Genomic DNA, 19,548 nt, shown 5'->3' with positions numbered 1-19,548 from the left:
GTGAGCGGAACCCTGCCGGTTTTACTGCTCGCAGCCGGGGCCGCGCGGCGCATGCGCGGTGCCGACAAGCTTTTGCAAGAGATCGACGGCGTCCCGCTCCTGCGCCGCAGCGCCGAAGCCGCGCTCTCCGTCTCTCGGAGGGTCTTCGTCACCCTGCCCGCCCCCGAGGGCGCGCGCGGCGCGGCGCTCGACGGTCTCGACGTGACACGCGTGCCGGTTGCCGATCGCGATCTGGGCATGTCCGCTTCGCTCCGGCGGGGCGTCGCAGCCCTGCCCTCCGACGCGGCGGGCGTGATGATTTTGCCAGCCGACATGCCGGAGCTGACGGCGGAAGATCTCGCCGCGCTTCTCGCCGCGTTCGGAGCGGGAGACATGCCCGTTCAGGCCACGAGCGCCGAGGGCACACCCGGCCATCCGGTGATCTTTCCCGCCTCGGACTTCTCCGCCATCGCAAAGCTCGACGGCGATCAGGGCGCGCGGCCCGTGCTGCGCGCGCATGGTGACGCGGTGCGCCGCATCGCTCTGCCAGAAGAACGTGCGCTCGTCGACCTCGATACTCCCGAAGATTGGGCAGCGTGGCGGGCGGCGACGCGCGGCTGAGGCATGAAAAAAGCGGGGCACGACATCGCGCCCCGCTTTGGGTTGCCCATGGTCTAACCGGATGACCCGGGCCGCTGCATAACCCGTAATGTCGGTGGTCGGTGACGGCGGCCCCGGACCTTGTCCGCGGCCGCCGAGATATCCTTACTTCAGCGTCAGGAGCTTGGCCTCGTGCTTCTTCAGCGAGCGACGTGCCGAGCGGTAGGCCTCGAGGCCTTCCTTCTGCTCAAGCTCCGGGAAGAGCTCGAGGATCTCGCCACGCTGCGCGTTGCCGATGCCGTTGAGGCTGTAGTCACCCGGCTGGAAGCTTTCGGTCCAGGCGCCGTTCGAGAGCACCACCTCGTGGTGATCGAACATGAAGTGGATGTAGCTGACCCCGAGCGAGCCCACCTCGTCGACACCGTCAAGACCGGTCAGGTGCTTGGCCGCGGCCAGAACCTCACGCTCTTCGAAGTAGAGCGCGGTCTTGTCGTTGTTGACCAGAACCCGGTGGTTCGGGGACACGAGCATGTCGTGCTCCGGCAGGTTCGGGCCGAGGCTGCCCTTCTGGATCAGGATCGGACGCATGTGCGGCTTGCGCGCCAGCTCGTGTCCGGTCAGGTCCTTGCGACCCACCCAGCGGATTTCCTGGATGCCGTTATCGCGGGTGATGATCCGGTCGCCTTCGCGGAGATCCTCGATCAGACGCTCGCCCTGGGGCGTGGCAATCAGGGTGCCGGGGGTGAAGCAGGGCACGACCTGTTCGATGTTGAAGAAGTCCATCGAGCCGGTGACGTTGCCTTCGCCATCGAGGAACTCGACAGTGCCATCGATGCCGTTCGAGGGCAGATCGCCATCATCGTCGGGACGGACATCCACGAGGCGCCAGTCGAGCCCACGCTCGCCCGCACCGGTCAGGTCCAGCACGTCGAAATCGTCACCCTCGTTGCCGCCGTCGGCGACATCGCCAAAGGCATCCTCGGGGCTGTCGACCACGATCACGTCGCGATCCGCGCCGCCGTCGATCATGTCCGGACCCGCGCCACCGTTCAGGGTGTCGTTGCCGGCACCACCGTCGAGCGTGTCGGGACCGTCGCCGCCATCGAGCACATCGTCGCCCGCGCCGCCGTCCATGTCGTCCGCACCGTCGCCGCCGTCGAGAACGTCGTCGCCGAGACCGCCGGTCAGCGTGTCGTCATCCGCGCCGCCCATGAGCGTGTCGGGGCCGTCGCCGCCGGTCAGGACGTCATCGCCCTCGCCGCCGTCGAGCATGTTCTCGCCCGGACCACCCGAGAGGGTGTCGTCGCCGGTGCCGCCGAGGACGGTATCGTCGCCTTCGCCGCCGTCGAGCACGTCATTGCCCGCGCCGCCGTCCAGCAGGTCGTCGCCGAGATCGCCGTCGAGCGTGTCCGCACCCTCGCCACCGGCCAGCGTGTCGTCGCCTTCGCCGCCGTCGAGCACGTCGTCGCCCGCACCGCCATCAAGATCGTCCGCGCCGTCGTCGCCGTCGAGCACGTCGTCGCCCTCGCCGCCGTCGAGTACGTCGTCATCGGCCGCGCCGTTCAGAGTGTCGTCGCCTGCGCCGCCCATCAGCGTGTCGGGGCCGGAGCCTGCGTTCAGGACATCGTTGCCGTCGCCGCCGTCGAGCTCGTCCGCGCCGTCGCCGCCGTTCAGGACGTCGTCATCCGCACCGCCGAGAAGCGTGTCGTCGCCCTCGCCACCAAGGAGCGTGTCCTCGCCAGCGCCGCCGTCCAGAAGGTCGTCGTCGATGCCCGCATCGAGAAGGTCATCGCCCTCGCCGCCCATCAGCGTGTCGTCGTCGTCGCCGGTGGTGATGGTGTCATTGCCCGCACCGCCCATGACGCTGTCGCGGTCATTCTCGGGATCGGGATCGACATCGTCGGTCAGTTCGGTCGCCGGATCGCCGGAGGCGTCAATCAGGTCGTCGCCCGCGCCGCCGTCGATCGTGTCGGAGCCGTCCTCGCCGGTGACGGTGTCGTCGCCGTCGCCCGCCAGCACGCTGTCGTCGCCAGCGCCCGCATTGATCAGGTCCTCGTCGATGCCGCCGTCGAGCAGGTCATCGCCGTCGCCGCCGAGAAGCGTGTCGTCATCGTCGCCACCGAGGATGGTGTCGTTGCCGGCACCGCCCACAAGGCTGTCGCGGTCGTTGACGGTCGAGATGTCGGTGTCGTCGGCGACCTCGAGGGCCGGGATGTTGGAGCCGTCGATGTAATCGTCGCCCTCGCCCCCGTCGATGGTGTCGGAGCCGTGGCCACCGATCAGCGAGTCCGCGCCGTCGTCGCCGAAGATCTCGTCGTCGTCGATGCCGCCGTCGATGGTGTCGTCGCCGTCGCCGCCCGAGATCGTGTCGCGGTCGTCGCCGGTGGAGATGAGGTCGTTGCCCTCTTCGCCGAAGACGAGGTCGCGGCCGTCATCCTGGTTGGGGTCCTGCGGATAATCGAGCGGAATCGGGGTCGCGCCGTCGGGATAATCCGAGAAGGTGTCGACGCCTGCGATGATCGTGTCGTCACCGGTGCCGCCGAAGATCGTGTCCGAGCCCTGCACATCGGTGATGAGGTCGTCGCCCGCATCGCCGAAGACGAGGTCGTCGTCGATGCCTGCGTCGATCACGTCGGCGCCGTCGCCGCCCTCGATCGTGTCGCGGTCGTCGCCGGTGGTGATGGTGTCGTTGCCCGCACCGCCCGAGACGCTGTCGCGGTCATCCTCGGGATCGGGGTCCTCGTCGAAGCCGTCGAGCGGATCGTCGGCCTGGGTGAAGGGCGAACCGGCGGGCAGGTCCTCGATCGGGAAGACATCGGTGTCGATGCGGCCGGGGCCGGTCGCGTCGGTGTCGATCACGTCGTCGCCGTCGCCACCCTCCACGGTGTCCGAGCCGTCGCCCGAGATCACGGTGTCGTCGCCGTCACCGGCCTCGACACGGTCGTCGTTCGGGTTGTCGCCGGGAATGATGGCGTCGTCATTGTCGATCTGGTCCGGCGGAGTGTCCGGATCGCCCAGGTAATCCTCGTCGATCAGATCGTCGCCGGGCGTGCCCTCGACGATGCCGTCGCGCTCGGGCGTGACGGTGACGGTGACGGTGAGTTGGCCGGTGGAGGTGTTGCCGTTACCGTCATCGATGAAATACGGGATCGTGTCCTCGCCGAAGAAACCCTCGTCCGGGGTGTAGGTGATGGTGCCGTCGGGATTGACGACCGCGGTGCCGTTGAAGGGATCGAACACGCCGGTGACCGTGAGCGGATCGTCTTCGGGATCGGTGTCATTGGCCAGCACATCAACGGTCACCGGCTCACCCGAGGGCGTGGTGGCGAAATCGTCGACCGGGGTCGGCGGCAGGTTGTCCGTCTCGTCATCCTCGTCGACCGTGATGAAGATGTTGGCCGTCGCCGTGCCGCCATTTCCGTCGTCGATGGTGTAGGGGATCGTGTCCTCACCGGTGAAGTCGGCACCAGGCGTGTAGGTGACGGTGCCGTCGTCGTTCAGAACCGCGGTGCCGAAGGACGGCGTGCCGATGGAGCTGACGGTCAGCGGATCGCCCTCGGGGTCGCTGTCGTTTGCCAGAGGAGCGACGGTGATCGGGGTCGCGAATGCGGTCGTCTCGGTATCGTCCACGGCGACCGGATCGTCGTTGACCGGGGTGACGGTCACGACCAGCACGGCCTCGTCGGTGTTCCCGTTGCCGTCGTCGATGGTGTAGGGGATCGTGTCCTCACCATTGAAGTCCGGGTTCGGCGTGTAGGTGATCGTGCCGTCGTCGTTCAGGACAGCCGTGCCGTTGGCGGGCTGGGTGATCGAGGTGACGGTGAGCGGGTCGCCCTCGGCGTCGACGTCGTTGTCGAGCACCGGAACGGTGATCGCGGTGTCCTCGGGGGTCTCGACGGCGTCGTCATTGGCGACGGGCGAGTCCTCGACGGGGCGCACGGTGATGGTCAGGACCGCCTCATCGGTGCCGCCATTGCCGTCCGAGACGGTGTAGGGGATCGTGTCCTCGCCGGTGAAATCCGCGTTCGGCGTGTAGGTGATGGTGCCGTCGTCGTTCAGGACGGCGGTGCCGTTGGCAGGCTGGCCGAAATCGGTCACGGTCAGCGTGTCGCCGTCGACATCGGTGTCGTTGCCCAGGACCGGAACGGTGATCGCGGTATCCTCGGCGGTCTCGACCGCGTCGTCATTGGCGACCGGATCATCGTTGATCGGGTTCACGGTGACGACGATCTCGCCGGTCGCGATGTTCCCGTTGCCGTCGGTGATCGTGTAGGGGATCGTGTCTTCGCCGTTGAAGTCGGGATCGGGCGTGTAGGTGATGGTGCCGTCATCGTTCAGGACCGCGGTGCCGTTCGCGGGCTGGGTCAGGCCGACGATGGTCAGCGTGTCGCCCTCGGGATCGCTGTCATTGGCCAGCGGATCGATGATCAGCGCCGTGTCCTCGTCGGTCTCAACGAGATCGTCATTGGCGATGGGCGCGCCGTTCTCGGCATCGATGGTCGAGAAGTTGACGTCGGAGATCACGACGCCCTGCTCGCCGGTGCCGCCGTTGTCGTAGACGATCTCGATGCGCGAGACCGGACCGGCGATGTTCACCACGAGCGAGCCGTCGGCATCGGTGAAGAAGGTCTCGGTGGTGCCGGAGACCGTGTTGCCGTCCACGTCGATCGCGCCCAGATCGGCAAAGCTGATCTCGGTGGGCGTGCCGTCGGCGTCATAGGCGATGATGGTGATCTGGTCTTCGAACGCGGCGAGGCCGGGCTGGTTGAAGTCCGACGCGGTGTCGCTGGCATCGAGATCGGAGATGCGGAACGAGACATTCTGGACCTCGTCGGCATAGGCCGCATCGGTCGACCGGAAATCGAGCACGGTAGTCGAGGTCACGGTGTCCGGCGCGCCGGGAGTGTCCGCGGTGCCCTCGCCCTGGAGCTTGAGGAAAGAGTTCGGATCGAACGCCCCGTCGGTGCCGACATAGGCGGCCGAGTCGTAGACGAAGGCAGTGGAGCCTGCCTCGCCGGAGGTGAAGGAGATGTCGACGGCGATCCCGCCCGCATCGTAGGTGGTGGACACCTCGCCCTCACCTACCGAAGTCAGTTCCGTGCCGTAACCACCCAGGTCGGTCCAGTCCAAAGTCAAGTCAGCCATCGTTCGACCTTTCACACTCACATGCCGGAACACAGGTCCGGTTGCCATTCCGATCGGGGTCAGCCAGCAGCAGTCGCCCATTCAAGGTGTCGTCCGGACATGTCAGGAAGGTCGCTCGGGATCGCCCAGTCTCGGGGCAAATCTTCTCCGTTGGCGGTCGACCGGGGATTCTCCCGATCTCGCTTCCCTCGCATCCGTCCGGATGACTTAAAGTTCAGCGGCCGCCCCCGTGGCCAGCAGTCAGTCTCACACCCCCCAGTTGGGCGTGACACTTTCTTACGGCTGCAAATGTCTCGAACAAAGCGAAAAATGGCTGAAACCGGGCAGACGATCCGTCCGGATGGACTGATTGCGCCGCATTTCGGCCCGATTTCACCTCGGCCCTCGCTCGGATTGTCTCTTGGATCACGACAGTTGCGGTGGTTTTCCGCCGCGGGGCCCACAATATCTGGGATCCGCCTGTCTCTTTGGCTTGAAGCTGGAAACAGTGAGCGTCGTGGCCCGCGTGGCTTGGTGAAATGAGGCCGCCTGCGGGCACCCCGGAAGCCTTTGTTCGGGCGTCAGAACCAATAGCGGGGCGTCTTCGAAGATTGATCCCGCAAGACGCGAAACCCGCGTCAGAAAATCCGAATCATTCTACTCAAATGCGGCAATGAACGGCCCCGTGAAATGTGGCCGTGCCGTCCAAAAGCCGCTTCCGAGACGGGCTTCGATGCGCAGCACGAGGGCATCGGGGCGCGAAATGTGACGGGAAGTGGGCGGATTGCCCGCAAGAAAAAGGGGGCCCCTCGGGGCCCCCGTTTAGTCTCGCTTTCAGGGCTCGTTCTGGTTCACCGCTCGAGATTTTATGCCTGCGGCCCTGACCGCGCCTGGGGCGAGCGCACCCGCCCCGGGGTTCCGTGTGTCTCGTCGGGGAACGAGGTGGCACCCCGCTCCCCTGCCCCTCACGAACAGCCTGACGTGCCGCCGCAGGTGTTGCACTTCATGCAGGTGCCGTTGCGGACGAGCGTGTAGTTGCCGCACTCGCCGCAGGGATCGCCCTCGTAGCCCTGCATCTTCGCCTTGGTCGAGGCATCCATCGTGATCGCCGTGCTGGCCACCGTCGTCCGCGTGGCCACCGCGACCTCGCCCGCGGTTTCGCTCACGATCGCAGCGAGCGCGGCCGAGGGATCGTCATGCCCGGCGAAGCTCATGGCCTGGCCGCCCTGCAGCACCACCAGCTCCTGCGGCACCCGCTTGCGCAGGTAACCGGTCGAGCTGATCTGCTTGAGCACCTCGAGCGAGCGGGACGCCGCGCTTTCGGACAGCTCCTTGACGTTCGACACGCCCTCTTCCTCGCCGCGGCCGATATCGTCGAAAGTCGCGCCTTCGGGCTTCACATGCGCCAGGTCGGTGCGGTCGAGATAAGAGACCGCCAGTTCCCGGAAGATGTAGTCGAGGATCGAGGTCGCGTTCTTGATCGAGTCGTTGCCCTGAACCATGCCCGCGGGCTCGAACTTGGTGAAGGTGAAGGCGTCGACGAACTCCTCGAGCGGCACGCCGTACTGAAGACCGACGGAGACCGCGATGGCGAAGTTGTTCATCATCGCCCGGAAGCCCGCGCCTTCCTTGTGCATGTCGATGAAGATCTCGCCCAGCGTGCCGTCGGCATATTCGCCGGTCCGGAGATAGACCTTGTGGCCGCCGACGATGGCCTTCTGGGTGTAGCCCTTGCGGCGCTCCGGCATCTTGGCGCGCGCGGTGGCCTTCTCGACCTCCTTGATGACGATCTTCTCGACCACCTTCTCGGCCAGCACCGCCGCCTTTTCCTGCAGCGAGCCGCTTTCCAGGATTTCCGCCGCCTCGTCGTCATCCTCGACCAGCGCCGCCGCGAGCGGCTGGCTGAGCTTGGAGCCGTCGCGGTAGAGCGCGTTGGCCTTGACGCCGAGGGACCAGCTCAGCTCGTAGGCCTTCTGGCAATCCTCGATGGTGGCGTCGTTGGGCATGTTGATCGTCTTCGAGATCGCGCCCGAGATGAAGCTCTGCGCCGCCGCCATCATGTGTATGTGGCTCTCGACCGACAGATACCGCTTGCCCTTCTTGCCGCAGGCATTGGCGCAGTCGAAGACCGGGTAGTGCTCGGCCTTCAGATGCGGCGCTCCCTCGAGAGTCATGGTGCCGCAGACATGGTCGTTGGCCGCCTCGATATCGGCGCGGGTGAAGCCCAGGTGCCGCAGCAGGTCGAAGGACGGATCGCTCAGCTTCTCGGCGGGGATGCCGAGAGCGCCGGTGCAGAACTCCTCGCCTAGCGTCCACTGGTTGAAGACGAAGCGGATGTCGAAGGCCGAGGCCAGCGCGTTCTCGATCTTCTCGATCTGCGCCGTGCCGAAGCCGTGGCCGATCAGCGCTGTGTGGTTGATCGCGGGCGCATTCCCGAGGCTGCCGTGACCGACCGCGTAGGAGACGATCTCTTCGATCTGGCTCGACGAGTAGCCGAGCTTTTCAAGCGCCGCGGGCACCGAGCGGTTGATGATCTTGAAGTAGCCGCCGCCTGCGAGCTTCTTGAACTTCACCAGCGCGAAGTCGGGCTCGATGCCGGTGGTGTCGCAGTCCATCACGAGGCCGATCGTGCCGGTCGGCGCGATGACGGTGGCCTGCGCGTTGCGGTAGCCGTGCTTTTCGCCCAGCCGCAACGCCTCGTCCCAGCTCGACATGGCCAGCTCGACCAGAAGCGCGTCGGGGCAGTTCGAGTGATCGAGCGCCACCGGCTTGGTCGCCAGCTTCTCGTAGCCGCTGGTCGCGCCATAGGCGGCGTTGCGGTGGTTGCGCATGACCCGGAGCATGTGCGCCTTGTTGCGCTCGTAGCCCGAGAAGGCACCAAGCTCGCCGGCGATCTCGGCCGAGGTGGCATAGGCCACGCCGGTCATGATCGCGGTCAGCGCGCCGCAAAGCGCCCGGCCCTCTTTCGAGTCGTAGCTGAAGCCCATGTTCATCAGGAGGCCGCCGATATTGGCGTAGCCGAGGCCCAGCGTCCGGAAGTCATAGGAGAGCTGCGCGATTTCCTTGGACGGGAACTGCGCCATCGTCACCGAGATCTCGAGCGTGAGCGTCCAGAGCCGGGTGGCGTGCATGTACTCCTCGGCCTGGAACTTGCCGTCCTTGAGGAAGGTCAGCAGGTTCATCGACGCCAGGTTGCAGGCGGTGTCGTCGAGGAACATGTACTCCGAGCACGGGTTCGAGCCGCGGATGGCGCCGTCCTCGGGACAGGTGTGCCAGTCATTCACAGTGTCGTGGAACTGGATGCCGGGATCGGCGCAGGCCCAGGCCGCGTGGCCGACCTGCTCCCAGAGCTCGCGCGCCGAGATGGTCTTGGCGACCGAGCCGTCGGTGCGGTTCAGAAGCTCCCAGGGTTTGTCTTCGCGCACGGCCTTGAGGAAGGCGTCGGTGACGCGGATCGAGTTGTTCGAGTTCTGTCCCGAGACGCTCGCATAGGCTTCGCTGTCCCAGTCGGTGTCGTAGGTGGGGAACTCGATCGAGGCATAGCCCTGCCGTGCGTAGTCCAGAACCCGCTTGATGTAGGTTTCCGGGATCTGGACCCGCTTGGCGGCGCGCACGGCCTGTTTCAGCGCGTCGTTGACCTTCGGGTCATAGGCACCGTCCTCGGAGCCGTCGAACTCGCGGATGGCCGAGAAGATGCCGTTGAGCATCTTTTCGTGCATCTTGGAGCCGGCGACGATCGAGGCGACCTTCTGCTCTTCCTTGACCTTCCAGTTGATGAACTGCTCGATATCGGGGTGATCGGCGTCGCAGATCACCATCTTCGCTGCTCGACGGGTCGTGCCGCCCGATTTGATTGCGCCCGCCGCGCGGTCGCCGATCTTGAGGAACCCCATGAGGCCCGAGGACTTGCCGCCGCCCGAGAGCTTTTCGCCCTCGGCGCGCAGCGACGAGAAGTTGGTGCCGGTGCCGGAGCCATACTTGAAAAGGCGCGCCTCGCGGACCCAGAGGTCCATGATGCCGCCCTCGCCCACCAGGTCGTCGGCGACGGACTGGATGAAGCAGGCATGGGGCTGCGGATGCTCGTAGGCGCTTTTGGAGCGCGTCAGTTTGCCTGTCTTGTAGTCGACATAGTAGTGACCCTGGCTCGGGCCATCGATGCCGTAGGCCCAGTGCAGGCCGGTGTTGAACCACTGCGGCGAGTTCGGCGCGGCGCGCTGGGTGGCCAGCATGTGGCGCATCTCGTCGTAATAGGCGCGCGCGTCTTCCTCGGTGGTGAAGTAGCCGCCCTTCCAGCCCCAATAGGCCCATGCGCCCGCGAGACGGTCGAACACCTGCTTGGACGAGGTCTCGCCGGTGGTCTCGGTGCCTTTCTCGGCGGGCTCGGAGCGCCACAGGAACTCGGGCACGCCCGCTTCCTTGACGCGCTTCGTGGCGACCGGGACACCGGCCTTGCGGAAGTATTTCTGTGCGATCACGTCCGAGGCGACCTGGCTCCACTTGGCGGGAACCTCGACCTCGTCGAGACGAAAGACGATCTTACCATCTGGATTACGGATTTCGGAGGCCGTGGTCACAAACTCGATGCCCGCGTAGGCATCCTGGTCGGCCTTGGTAAACTGTCTTTCGATCTTCATTTTTCGCTGCCCCGTTAGAATGACCGTATCTTCGTGCCGGTCGCGAGCGCAGGGCCGCAGGAGGTCGGTCACGGAACCGGACGGTTCCGAGCAAAGAGGCCTTGTTGCCAGGCTTGTCTGTGTCCCCCGCGGCCGAACCTACTACATGTAGTGCTCCATCGACCGGCTCACACAAACTGACGTAAATCCGCGGTTCTGGTCAACGGATTTTTTTGCGGCGGCGGACTATATTTTGTGTTGACCCAAAAACCGCCCACATTCCCTATCCCGGATCGTCACGATTCATCTACAGAATGTGGACAATCCCAGACCCCCGGAACCCCTTGTAGAACGGCTTTTCACACCGGCTTATCCACAAGGCTTTCCCGACGGGCCCGCAGTTTTCCCCAGACTTCTCAGCGCGTGCGGCTTTGCCGAAAATTCAGGCTCCGATGCAATCTCGCCTCGGAATCGCGATAAAAATAGGGCGCTACGCCTTTGGCGCGAGAATCAGCAGGCACGATCGCCGAAGCCTCATGGACGGCCCGGGGCGGCTCGCTGTCCGGGTCGGCGGACAGGCTGAGCCCGCAGTGTCACGATTTGTGCACAGACGGGTTTGCACGCATGAGGAGATCAGGGAAATTCAGGGGCTACCAGATGTAGACGGCGGCGGCGTCGCTCTGCGCTGGTCGGGGCGAGAGGATTCGAACCTCCGACCTACGGTACCCAAAACCGTCGCGCTACCAGGCTGCGCTACGCCCCGACGAGGGCCCGTTTAGCGGTCGTCCCACGGCTTGGAAAGCGGTTTCTCAAGAACAGGGCCAGGCGGCGGTCTGGCCGATGGCCGGATGCTGCATCTCGGCGCCCGGCTCTATGCCGAGCTGCCGGGCGAGCCCGCCATTGATCTCGAGCACGAACTGGATGTCGTCGCCCCCGGGAATGCCGGTCAGATCGCCTGGCACCGCGTTTTCATGCACCTTGCGCACGACGCCATCGGCCCCGGCGAACACCATATCGAGCGGGATCAGCGTGTTCTTCATCCAGAAGGCCACCGGCTGCGGGCGGTCATAGACAAAGAGCATGCCCGTCGCGCGCGGCATCTTCTCGACGAACATGAGCCCGCGGGCCCGTTCCTCGACATCGTCGGCGACGCTCACGCTGAACTGGGCGCTCCCGAACGCGCCGCGCAGCGACACCCTGTCGGTCGCGCAGTCCGCCTGCGCGCTGGCCGTCCATCCGAAGAAGAAGATCAGTCCAGCAAGGTAAGCGCGCTTTCCCACGCGTTGACCTCCGTCGCCATGCGGCCGCGCTTGCCCTCGACCGCGCGGATCGCCAGCGCCTCTCCGGGCTGCAGATCCGCGAGGCCCGAGCGGCGCAGGACCTCGACATGAATGAAGACATCCTCGGACTTGCCGAAGACATTGGCAAAGCCGAAGCCCTTGGCCTTGTCGAACCACTTCACCCGGGCGGGTTCCAGCGGTGCCGAGGCCAGCACGTCGGGGTCCATTTCCTGGAAATCGGCCAGCGGAGCGCTGGTGGCATCCTCGGGCGGATCGATCCGGTGGATGCCAATCGCCTGCATCCCGCGTTCGGTCTGCTGCGCGTCGATCTCGAGCCGCGCGCCATCGGCAACCGAACTCTGACCGAAGTTCCGCAGGACATTGGCATGAAGCAGGATGTCCGGACCGCCCTCGTCTGCGATGACGAAGCCGAATCCCTTACCGGGATCGAACCACTTCACCTTACCCAGGAGGCGGCGGATCGGTTTGTCGCTGTCGGTCACAATAGGTCCAAAATCTCTCGCCATGTCACAGTCATGCGACAAAGATCAAAGGTAAAGCAAGACTTTTAACCCAACAAACAAAGACCCCTAACATTTCACGTGACGTGAATTTTAAGGGTTTAAACGCATCACTGTCCACGCATCGGCAACCTTTTGCCGAGACCACCGAAACCGGTCGTGCAACCGGAAGGCGCCATCGGCCCAGAACTCTATTTCCAGAGGGCGAATGCGATATCCACCCCAAAACGGAGGCCGCTCCGGATTGGTGCCCTGCTGTGCCGTCACCTTGGCCACCTCGGCCATCAGCGCGGCCCGGCTGGAAAGCGGCTTCGACTGGTCCGACGCCCAGGCGCCGAGCCTGCTCTTGAGCGACCGGCTCTTGTAATAGGCGTCCGCCTGCGGGCCGTCCTCGCGTTCGGTGAGCCCCCGCACGCGGATTTGCCGACGGAGCGACTTCCAGTGCATCACGAAGGCCGCCTTGCCGGCCTGGTCGATCTCGCCGGCCTTCACCGAGCCGTAATTGGTGTAGAAGACGAAGGCGTCCGCCTCGATCTCCTTCAGAAGCACCATGCGCGCGTTCGGCAGACCATCTTCGCCCACCGTCGAGAGCGCGATGGCGTTGGGGTCGTTGATCTCGGAGGTTTCGGCCTCCGCGAGCCAGGCACGCGCAATCTCGAACGGGTCCGGTCCCGCGAAAATTCCGTCCCTGTCGCTCATCACCCGCTGCCTCCTGACCTCTGGCACACGCTCGCGGCCTTGATAGCCCAATAGCCTTCGCCTAAACGGCTAGGACCAATTGTCGCTTGGAGATCTGCGATGTCAAACTCTCTTATGGCTGGCAAGCGCGGCCTGATCATGGGCCTGGCCAACGACAAGTCGATTGCCTGGGGCATCGCGAAAGCGCTCGCCGATGCTGGCGCGGAGCTCGCCTTCTCCTACCAGGGCGAGGCGCTGAAGAAGCGTGTCGGCCCTCTGGCGGAAAGCCTCGGCTCGGATATCGTCCTGCCCTGCGACGTCGGTGACGAGGCCTCGATGGATGCGCTCTTCGAGGCGCTGAATGAGAAATGGGGCAAGCTCGACTTCCTCGTTCACGCCATCGGCTTCTCCGACAAGTCCGAGCTGCGCGGCCGCTACGTCGATACCAGCCGCGAGAACTTCCGCATGTCGATGGACATCTCGGTCTATAGCTTCACCGCCGTGATGCAGCGCGCCGAGAAGCTGATGACCGATGGCGGCTCGGCCCTGACCATGACCTATTACGGCGCCGAGCGCGTGATGCCGCATTACAACGTGATGGGCGTCGCCAAGGCCGCGCTGGAGGCCTCGGTGCGCTACCTCGCCGAGGATCTCGGCAAGGACGGCATCCGCGTCAACGCGATCTCGGCCGGTCCGATCAAGACGCTGGCCGCGAGCGGGATCGGCGATTTCCGCTACATCATGAAGTGGAACGAATACAACGCGCCGCTCCGGCGGACCGTCACCATCGAGGATGTCGGCGGCTCGGCGCTGTATCTCCTGTCCGATCTGGGCTCCGGCACCACCGGCGAATGCCTGCATGTGGATGCGGGCTACCACGTCGTCGGCATGAAGGCCGTGGACGCCCCGGATATCACCAAGGGCTGAGGACATGGACGCGGCGCATCTGCTCGCCTTCAACGCCACGCTCCTCGCCGCCCTGGCGAGCCCCGGCCCTGCCCTTCTGCTGGCGCTCCGGACCGCGACGGTCGAAGGGCGCGCGGCGGGGATCGCGACCGGTGCGGGGCTGGCGCTGATGGCGGCGACCTGGACCACGGTCGCGCTCCTGGGTCTCGACGCGGTCTTCGCGCTGGTGCCCTGGCTCTACGGGGCGCTGAAGCTCGCGGGCGCGGTCTATCTTCTCTGGATCGCGGTGCAGATCTGGCGCGATGCGCGCGCGCCCCTGACCGCCACGCCGCAGGTGTCGGGCCGTCGTGCCTTTGCCCGCGGTCTTCTGGTCAATCTCGCCAACCCGAAATCGGTGCTCTTCGCGGGCGCCGTTCTGGTGGTGATCTTCCCCGGCGACCTCACGGGCTTCGAGAAGTCCGCGATCGTTCTCAATCACTTCTGCGTCGAACTTGCTGCCTATACCGCCTTTGCGACGCTGATCTCGACGCCCCGCGCGCGGGCCGGTTACATGCGCCTCAAATCCGGGTTCGACCGGGTCGCGGCACTGGTTCTCGGCGCGCTGGGGCTGCGCCTCATGTTCGGAAGGTAAGACCGATGGATCGACTGCCGCACGAGAAGGGCTTCCACGTCAGCTGGGACCAACTTCACCGCGACGCCCGGGCGCTGGCCTGGCGGCTTCAGGACGCCCGCCCCGAGGCCGGATGGCGCGCGGTGGTCGCGATCACCCGCGGCGGTATGGCGCCCGCGATGATCGTCGCCCGCGAGCTCGACATCCGCACGGTCGATACGATCTCGGTCAAGAGCTACAATCACCAGACGCAGGCCGAGCCGCGCATCATCAAGAGCCCGGACATGGAGATGGTCGGCGACGGATCGGGCGTGCTGGTTGTCGACGACCTCGTCGATACCGGGCGCACGCTCGAGGTGGTCAAGGCGGCGATGCCCAAGGCCCATATCGCCACGGTCTACGCAAAGCCGCAGGGCCGCCCTCAGGTCGATACCTTCATCACCGAGGTCAGCCAGGACACCTGGATCTTCTTCCCGTGGGACATGGCGCTGCAATACGTCAAACCTTATCACGGCGCCGACGACTGAGGCGGAGCGAGACCGGTGACCCGCACGCAAGAGACCTTTGCGCCGCCGGTGATGGAAGCGCGCCGCTGGCTCGAGGACGTCACCTGCCCGCCCGACCGCCCGCTTCTGAACGTCAGTCAAGCCGCGCCGGTCGAGCCTCCGCCCGAGGCCCTGCGCGCCGCCATGGCCGAGGCTCTGGGCGATCCCGCCACCCATCTCTATGGACCCGTTCTGGGCCTGCCCGCGCTGCGCGAGACGCTGGCGCGGCATTGGGCCACGGCCTACGGCTCGGACACGCGCGCCGAGAATGTCGCGATCACCGCGGGCTGCAACATGGCCTTTGCGGCGACGCTGTCGGCGATCACCGGCGAGGGAGATGAAGTTCTTCTGCCAACGCCTTGGTATTTCAACCACAAGATGGCCTGCGACATGGCCGGGGTGCGCGCCGTGCCGCTGCCGACCGGCCCCGATCTTCTGCCAAGCCGCGACGCGGCCGAGGCGCTGATCACGCCCCAGACCCGCGCCTTCGCGCTTGTGAGCCCCAACAATCCCGGCGGCGTCGAATACCCGCCCGAGACGCTCCGTGCCCTATTCGACCTCGCCCGCGCACGCGGTCTGCGGCTGATCCTCGACGAGACCTATCGCGATTTCGACAGCCGCGTCGGTCCCGCCCATGACCTTGCCGCCGATCCCGAGGCCTCGGGCACGCTGATCCAGCTCTACAGCTTTTCCAAGGCCTACCGGCTGACCGGGCATCGCACCGGGGCGCTGATCGCCGAGCCGGGGCTCCTCGCGGAGGTGGAGAAGTTTCTCGATACCGTGGCGATCTGCGCGCCGCAGCTCGGGCAACGCGCGGCGCTCTGGGGGCTCGACAATCTCGGCCAATGGCTGGCCGGGGAGCGCGACGAGATCCTCGCCCGCCGCGCCGCCATCGAGGCCGAGATGCCGCGGCTGGCCGCGAGAGGCTGGCGGCTCATGGGGGTCGGCGCCTATTTCGCCTATCTCGAGCACCCCTTCGCGCTGTCATCGGCCGAGCTTGCCCCGCGTCTCGTGCGCGAGGCGGGCATCCTGCTTCTGCCGGGCACGATGTTCCGGCCCGCCGACGATTCCCGGGGCGCGCGCGAGATGCGCGTCGCCTTCGCCAATATCGACGCGCGCGGCATCGCCACGCTCTTCGACCGTCTCGAAGGGCTGCCGCTGCCCCTTGCGACTGACGCACACGCGACTTAACACTCCGCAACCGTTCGCACCGCCGCATCCGCGCCCCAAGGGAGGTCCCATGGCACTCAAGGTCCGCCGCCTGTCCACCGTCTTCGTCTGGATCCTGATGGGCCTTCTGCTCCTCGGGCTCGCGGGCTTCGGCGCGACCAGCCTCTCCGGAACCGCACGCTCCGTCGCCTCGGTCGGCGACAAGGATGTCGCGATCCAGCGCTACGCCACCGCGCTGCAGAACCGGATGCGCCAGGTGCAAAGCCAGGTCGGCCAGCCGGTGAGCATGACGCAGGCGCAGCAGATGGGGCTCGACACCCAGGTGCTGTCGGAACTGATCGTCAACCGCGCCTTCGACTGGGAGGCCGACCGCATCGGCCTGTCGGTGGGCGATGCCGAACTGGTCAAGGCGCTGCGCGCCATCCCCGCCTTCCAGGGCGCCGACGGCGCGTTCAACCGTGACGCCTACAGCTTCGCGCTCGACCGCGCCAACCTGAGCGAGTCGCAGTTCGAAGAGGACCTGCGCGGCGATACGGCGCGCTCGATCCTGCAGGGCGCCATCGTCGCCGGGGTCTCGATGCCCGACACCTACGCGCAGACGCTGGTGGGCTTCGCCAACCAGACCCGTGATTTCACCTGGGCGCTCCTCGAACGGCCCGAGCTCGACACCGGGCTTGCCGAGCCGACCGAGGACGAGCTGCAGGCCTATTACGACGCCAATGTCGACAGCTATATCCGCCCCGAAACCCGCGACATCACCTATGCCTGGCTGACGCCGGACATGATGCTCGACACCGTCGAGGTGCCCGAGGCCGATCTGCGCGCCGCCTATGCCGAGCGCGAGGCCGAGTTCAACATGCCCGAGCGTCGGCTGGTCGAGCGGCTGATCTTCCCCTCCGAGGAGGCCGCCGCCTCCGCCCGCAGCCGGTTGGACGCCGGAGAGATCAGTTTCGACGACCTGGTCGAGGAGCGCGGTCTGACGCTCTCGGATGTCGATCTCGGCATCCAGTCCCGCGCCGATCTCGGCGACGCTGCAGAAACGGTGTTCTCTGTTCCAGCGGGAGAGGTCGCAGGCCCCGCGCCCACGTCGCTCGGACCGGCGCTCTTCCGCGTCAATGCCGAGCTGGCCGCCCAGGAGACGCCCTTCGAGGAAGCCCAGGAGGTGCTGCGCGACAGTCTCGCGCTCGATCGCGCGCGGCAGGTGATCGATGCGCAGATCGAGGATCTCGACGACCGGCTGGCGGGCGGCGCGACGCTCGAAGAACTCGCCGACGAGACCGAGATGCAGCTCGGCCAGATCGGCTGGACCGGCGCCGCCGAGGACGGTCTCGCGGGCTATCCCGAGTTCGCCGAGGCTGCCGACGCGGCCACCGAAAGCGACTTCCCGACCATCACGCGGCTCGGCGATGGCGGCGTCTTCGCTTTCCGTCTCGACGAGATCAAACCCGCCGCACCGCGCCCCCTCGACGAGGTTCGCGACCAGGTGCGCACCGGCTGGGAACGCCAGCAGATCACCGAAGAGCTCGAAGCCCAGGCCGAGGCGCTCGTCGCGCGTCTCGAGGCTGGCGAGAGCTTCGAAGAGGTCGGGCTCGAGCCGACCTCGCAGAGCGGCTTCCGGCGCTCGGATTCAGTGGACGTGCTGCCCGGCGGCGCCACCGCCCGCGTCTTCCGGCTCGAGACCGAGGGCGACATCGCCGTGGTCTCCGACCCGGGCCGCGTCGCGATCCTGCGGCTCGATGCGGTCATTCCCGCCGATCTCGAAAGCGTCGAGGCGCAGGCGCTCGCCGAACGGCTGCGCGACGAGGCCGCACAGGAACAGGCCGATGCGCTCTTCCGCGCGCTGGCCGCCGATATCCAGACCCGGGCCGGGGTCAGCGTGAACCAGACCGCGCTCAACTCGGTCAACAGCCAGTTGCAGTGATCCGATGGCCGCGCTGACCCCGGATTACGAGAGCTTCGCCAAGGCCTACGAGGCCGGACGCAACCAGGTCGTCTACGCGCGCCTCGCCGCCGATCTCGACACGCCGGTGTCGCTGATGCTCAAGCTCACCGGTGCCGCGCGCGACGCGTTCATGCTGGAATCGGTGACGGGCGGCGAAGTGCGCGGCCGCTACTCGATCATCGGCATGAAGCCGGACCTCATCTGGGAATGCCGGGGCACGGGCGCGCGCCTCAACCGCTCGGCGCGTTTCGACGCAGACGCGTGGCAGGACTGCGCCGAAGACCCGCTCACCGCGCTCCGGGCGCTCATCGCCGAGAGCCGGATCGACCTGCCCGACGACCTGCCGCAGGCCGCCGCGGGGCTTTTCGGCTATCTCGGCTACGACATGATCCGTTTGGTCGAGCGCCTGCCCAACGTGAACCCCGACCCGCTCGGCCTGCCCGATGCGATGATGCTGCGGCCTTCGGTGGTGGCGGTGCTCGACGGGGTGAAGGGCGAGGTCACCGTGGTGTCGCCCGCCTGGGTCTCCGACGGCCAGTCGCCCCGCGCCGCCTACGCGCAGGCGGCCGAGCGCGTGATGGATGCGGTGCGCGATCTCGAACGCGCCCTGCCCCAGGCCAGCCGCGATCTGGGCGAGGCGCATGAGGTCGGCGAGCCGGTCTCGAACTTCACCCACGAAGGCTACAAGCAGGCGGTCGAGACCGCCAAGGACTACATCCGCGCGGGCGACATCTTCCAGGTCGTCCCCGCCCAGCGCTGGACCCAGCCCTTCCCGCTGCCGCCCTTCGCGCTCTACCGCTCGCTCCGGCGCACGAACCCGTCGCCCTTCATGTTCTACTTCAATTTCGGCGGCTTCCAGGTGATCGGCGCGAGCCCGGAGATCCTCGTGCGGGTCTTCGGCCGCGAGGTGACAATCCGGCCCATCGCGGGCACCCGCCCGCGCGGCGCGACGCCCGAGGAAGACCGCGCGCTCGAGGCCGATCTTCTCGCCGACAAGAAGGAACTGGCCGAGCACCTGATGCTGCTCGATCTGGGGCGCAACGATACCGGACGGGTATCCAAGATCGGCACCGTGCGCCCGACCGAGAAGTTCATCATCGAGCGCTACAGCCACGTGATGCATATCGTGTCGAACGTGGTCGGCGAACTGGCCGAGGATCAGGACGCCCTGTCGGCGCTTCTCGCGGGCCTGCCCGCGGGCACGGTCTCGGGCGCGCCCAAGGTCCGGGCGATGGAGATCATCGACGAGCTCGAGCCCGAAAAGCGCGGCGTCTATGGCGGCGGCGTCGGCTATTTCAGCGCCGGGGGCGACATGGACATGTGCATCGCGCTGCGCACGGCGATCGTGAAGGACGAAAAGCTCTACATCCAGGCCGGGGGCGGTGTCGTCTATGACAGCGACCCGGAGGCGGAATACCAGGAGACGGTCCACAAATCGAACGCGATCCGCCGCGCCGCCGCCGATGCCGCCCGCTTCACGGGCTCCGGCAACAGCTGAGATCGGCCCGCGCCCCGCGCCAATCCAAGACGTGAGCGCGCGTCTCAGCCCTTCATCTGTCCATAAATATTCCCGTAGAGCG

The 19,548-nt window shown here is 66.4% G+C and carries 12 protein-coding genes and 1 tRNA gene; 7 read left to right on the top strand and 6 right to left on the bottom strand.

Annotation, left to right across the window (positions count from 1 at the left end; translation table 11 throughout):
• Entirely contained in the window at window positions 1-600 is a 600-nt protein-coding gene (locus ACFQ4E_RS05225; protein ID WP_386801882.1) for a nucleotidyltransferase family protein, read from the top strand.
• A gap of 144 nt (window positions 601-744) precedes the next feature.
• Here ACFQ4E_RS05225 and ACFQ4E_RS05220 read toward each other — a convergent pair whose 3' ends face one another.
• The 6 genes from ACFQ4E_RS05220 to pdxH form a co-directional block, all read right to left on the bottom strand.
• Entirely contained in the window at window positions 745-5,724 is a 4,980-nt protein-coding gene (locus ACFQ4E_RS05220) for an Ig-like domain-containing protein (protein WP_386801881.1), read from the bottom strand.
• Between the two features lie 944 nt (window positions 5,725-6,668).
• The gene (locus tag ACFQ4E_RS05215; protein ID WP_386801880.1) at window positions 6,669-10,337 is read right to left on the bottom strand and encodes a vitamin B12-dependent ribonucleotide reductase; all 3,669 of its coding nucleotides are present in this window, start codon (window positions 10,335-10,337) and stop codon (window positions 6,669-6,671) included.
• Between the two features lie 665 nt (window positions 10,338-11,002).
• A tRNA-Pro gene (locus ACFQ4E_RS05210) sits at window positions 11,003-11,079 on the bottom strand.
• A gap of 46 nt (window positions 11,080-11,125) precedes the next feature.
• A complete protein-coding gene (locus tag ACFQ4E_RS05205; RefSeq protein ID WP_386801879.1) occupies window positions 11,126-11,596 on the bottom strand; it encodes a DUF192 domain-containing protein in 471 nt (156 codons plus the stop codon).
• On the bottom strand, window positions 11,566-12,099 hold the full coding sequence (locus ACFQ4E_RS05200; RefSeq protein WP_386801878.1) for a cold-shock protein: 534 nt from the start codon (window positions 12,097-12,099) through the stop codon (window positions 11,566-11,568). Before ACFQ4E_RS05200 ends, ACFQ4E_RS05205 begins: the two co-directional genes overlap by 31 nt.
• A gap of 111 nt (window positions 12,100-12,210) precedes the next feature.
• Entirely contained in the window at window positions 12,211-12,816 is a 606-nt protein-coding gene (gene pdxH / locus ACFQ4E_RS05195) for a pyridoxamine 5'-phosphate oxidase (RefSeq protein ID WP_386801877.1), read from the bottom strand.
• A 99-nt stretch (window positions 12,817-12,915) separates the two neighbouring features.
• On the opposite strand from pdxH, the gene fabI reads away from it, so the two are divergent.
• From fabI to trpE, 6 genes are read left to right on the top strand one after another with little or no spacing between them, the layout of a single operon-like run.
• Window positions 12,916-13,722 carry an enoyl-ACP reductase FabI gene (gene fabI, locus ACFQ4E_RS05190; protein WP_386801876.1) on the top strand — a complete coding sequence of 269 codons (807 nt, stop codon included), beginning with the start codon at window positions 12,916-12,918 and terminating at the stop codon, window positions 13,720-13,722.
• Between the two features lie 4 nt (window positions 13,723-13,726).
• Entirely contained in the window at window positions 13,727-14,332 is a 606-nt protein-coding gene (locus tag ACFQ4E_RS05185) for a LysE family translocator (RefSeq protein WP_386801875.1), read from the top strand.
• Between the two features lie 5 nt (window positions 14,333-14,337).
• The gene (gene gpt, locus ACFQ4E_RS05180) at window positions 14,338-14,838 is read left to right on the top strand and encodes a xanthine phosphoribosyltransferase (RefSeq protein ID WP_386801874.1); all 501 of its coding nucleotides are present in this window, start codon (window positions 14,338-14,340) and stop codon (window positions 14,836-14,838) included.
• 15 nt (window positions 14,839-14,853) lie between these two features.
• Window positions 14,854-16,047 (top strand): aminotransferase, encoded by a 1,194-nt coding sequence (locus ACFQ4E_RS05175; protein WP_386801873.1) that lies wholly within the window; start codon window positions 14,854-14,856, stop codon window positions 16,045-16,047.
• A gap of 49 nt (window positions 16,048-16,096) precedes the next feature.
• On the top strand, window positions 16,097-17,947 hold the full coding sequence (locus ACFQ4E_RS05170; protein WP_386801872.1) for a peptidyl-prolyl cis-trans isomerase: 1,851 nt from the start codon (window positions 16,097-16,099) through the stop codon (window positions 17,945-17,947).
• 4 nt (window positions 17,948-17,951) lie between these two features.
• Window positions 17,952-19,466 (top strand): anthranilate synthase component I, encoded by a 1,515-nt coding sequence (gene trpE / locus ACFQ4E_RS05165; RefSeq protein ID WP_386801871.1) that lies wholly within the window; start codon window positions 17,952-17,954, stop codon window positions 19,464-19,466.
• Window positions 19,467-19,548: the final 82 nt, after the last annotated feature.

The sequence above is a fragment of the Litorisediminicola beolgyonensis genome, assembly GCF_042679605.1.
GTDB lineage: Bacteria > Pseudomonadota > Alphaproteobacteria > Rhodobacterales > Rhodobacteraceae > Litorisediminicola > Litorisediminicola beolgyonensis.
The sequence above is the reverse complement of the archived record's forward strand: the minus strand, read 5'-3'. Positions and strand labels throughout refer to the sequence as shown.

Excerpts from the sequence above, each read along its gene's own strand:
- ACFQ4E_RS05220 (WP_386801881.1), bottom strand. The coding sequence starts at position 5,724 with ATGGCTGACTTGACTTTGGACTGGACCGACCTGGGTGGTTACGGCACG.
- ACFQ4E_RS05170 (WP_386801872.1), top strand. The coding sequence starts at position 16,097 with ATGGCACTCAAGGTCCGCCGCCTGTCCACCGTCTTCGTCTGGATCCTG.
- pdxH (WP_386801877.1), bottom strand. The coding sequence starts at position 12,816 with ATGAGCGACAGGGACGGAATTTTCGCGGGACCGGACCCGTTCGAGATT.
- fabI (WP_386801876.1), top strand. The coding sequence starts at position 12,916 with ATGTCAAACTCTCTTATGGCTGGCAAGCGCGGCCTGATCATGGGCCTG.
- ACFQ4E_RS05185 (WP_386801875.1), top strand. The coding sequence starts at position 13,727 with ATGGACGCGGCGCATCTGCTCGCCTTCAACGCCACGCTCCTCGCCGCC.
- ACFQ4E_RS05215 (WP_386801880.1), bottom strand. The coding sequence starts at position 10,337 with ATGAAGATCGAAAGACAGTTTACCAAGGCCGACCAGGATGCCTACGCG.
- trpE (WP_386801871.1), top strand. The coding sequence starts at position 17,952 with ATGGCCGCGCTGACCCCGGATTACGAGAGCTTCGCCAAGGCCTACGAG.
- gpt (WP_386801874.1), top strand. The coding sequence starts at position 14,338 with ATGGATCGACTGCCGCACGAGAAGGGCTTCCACGTCAGCTGGGACCAA.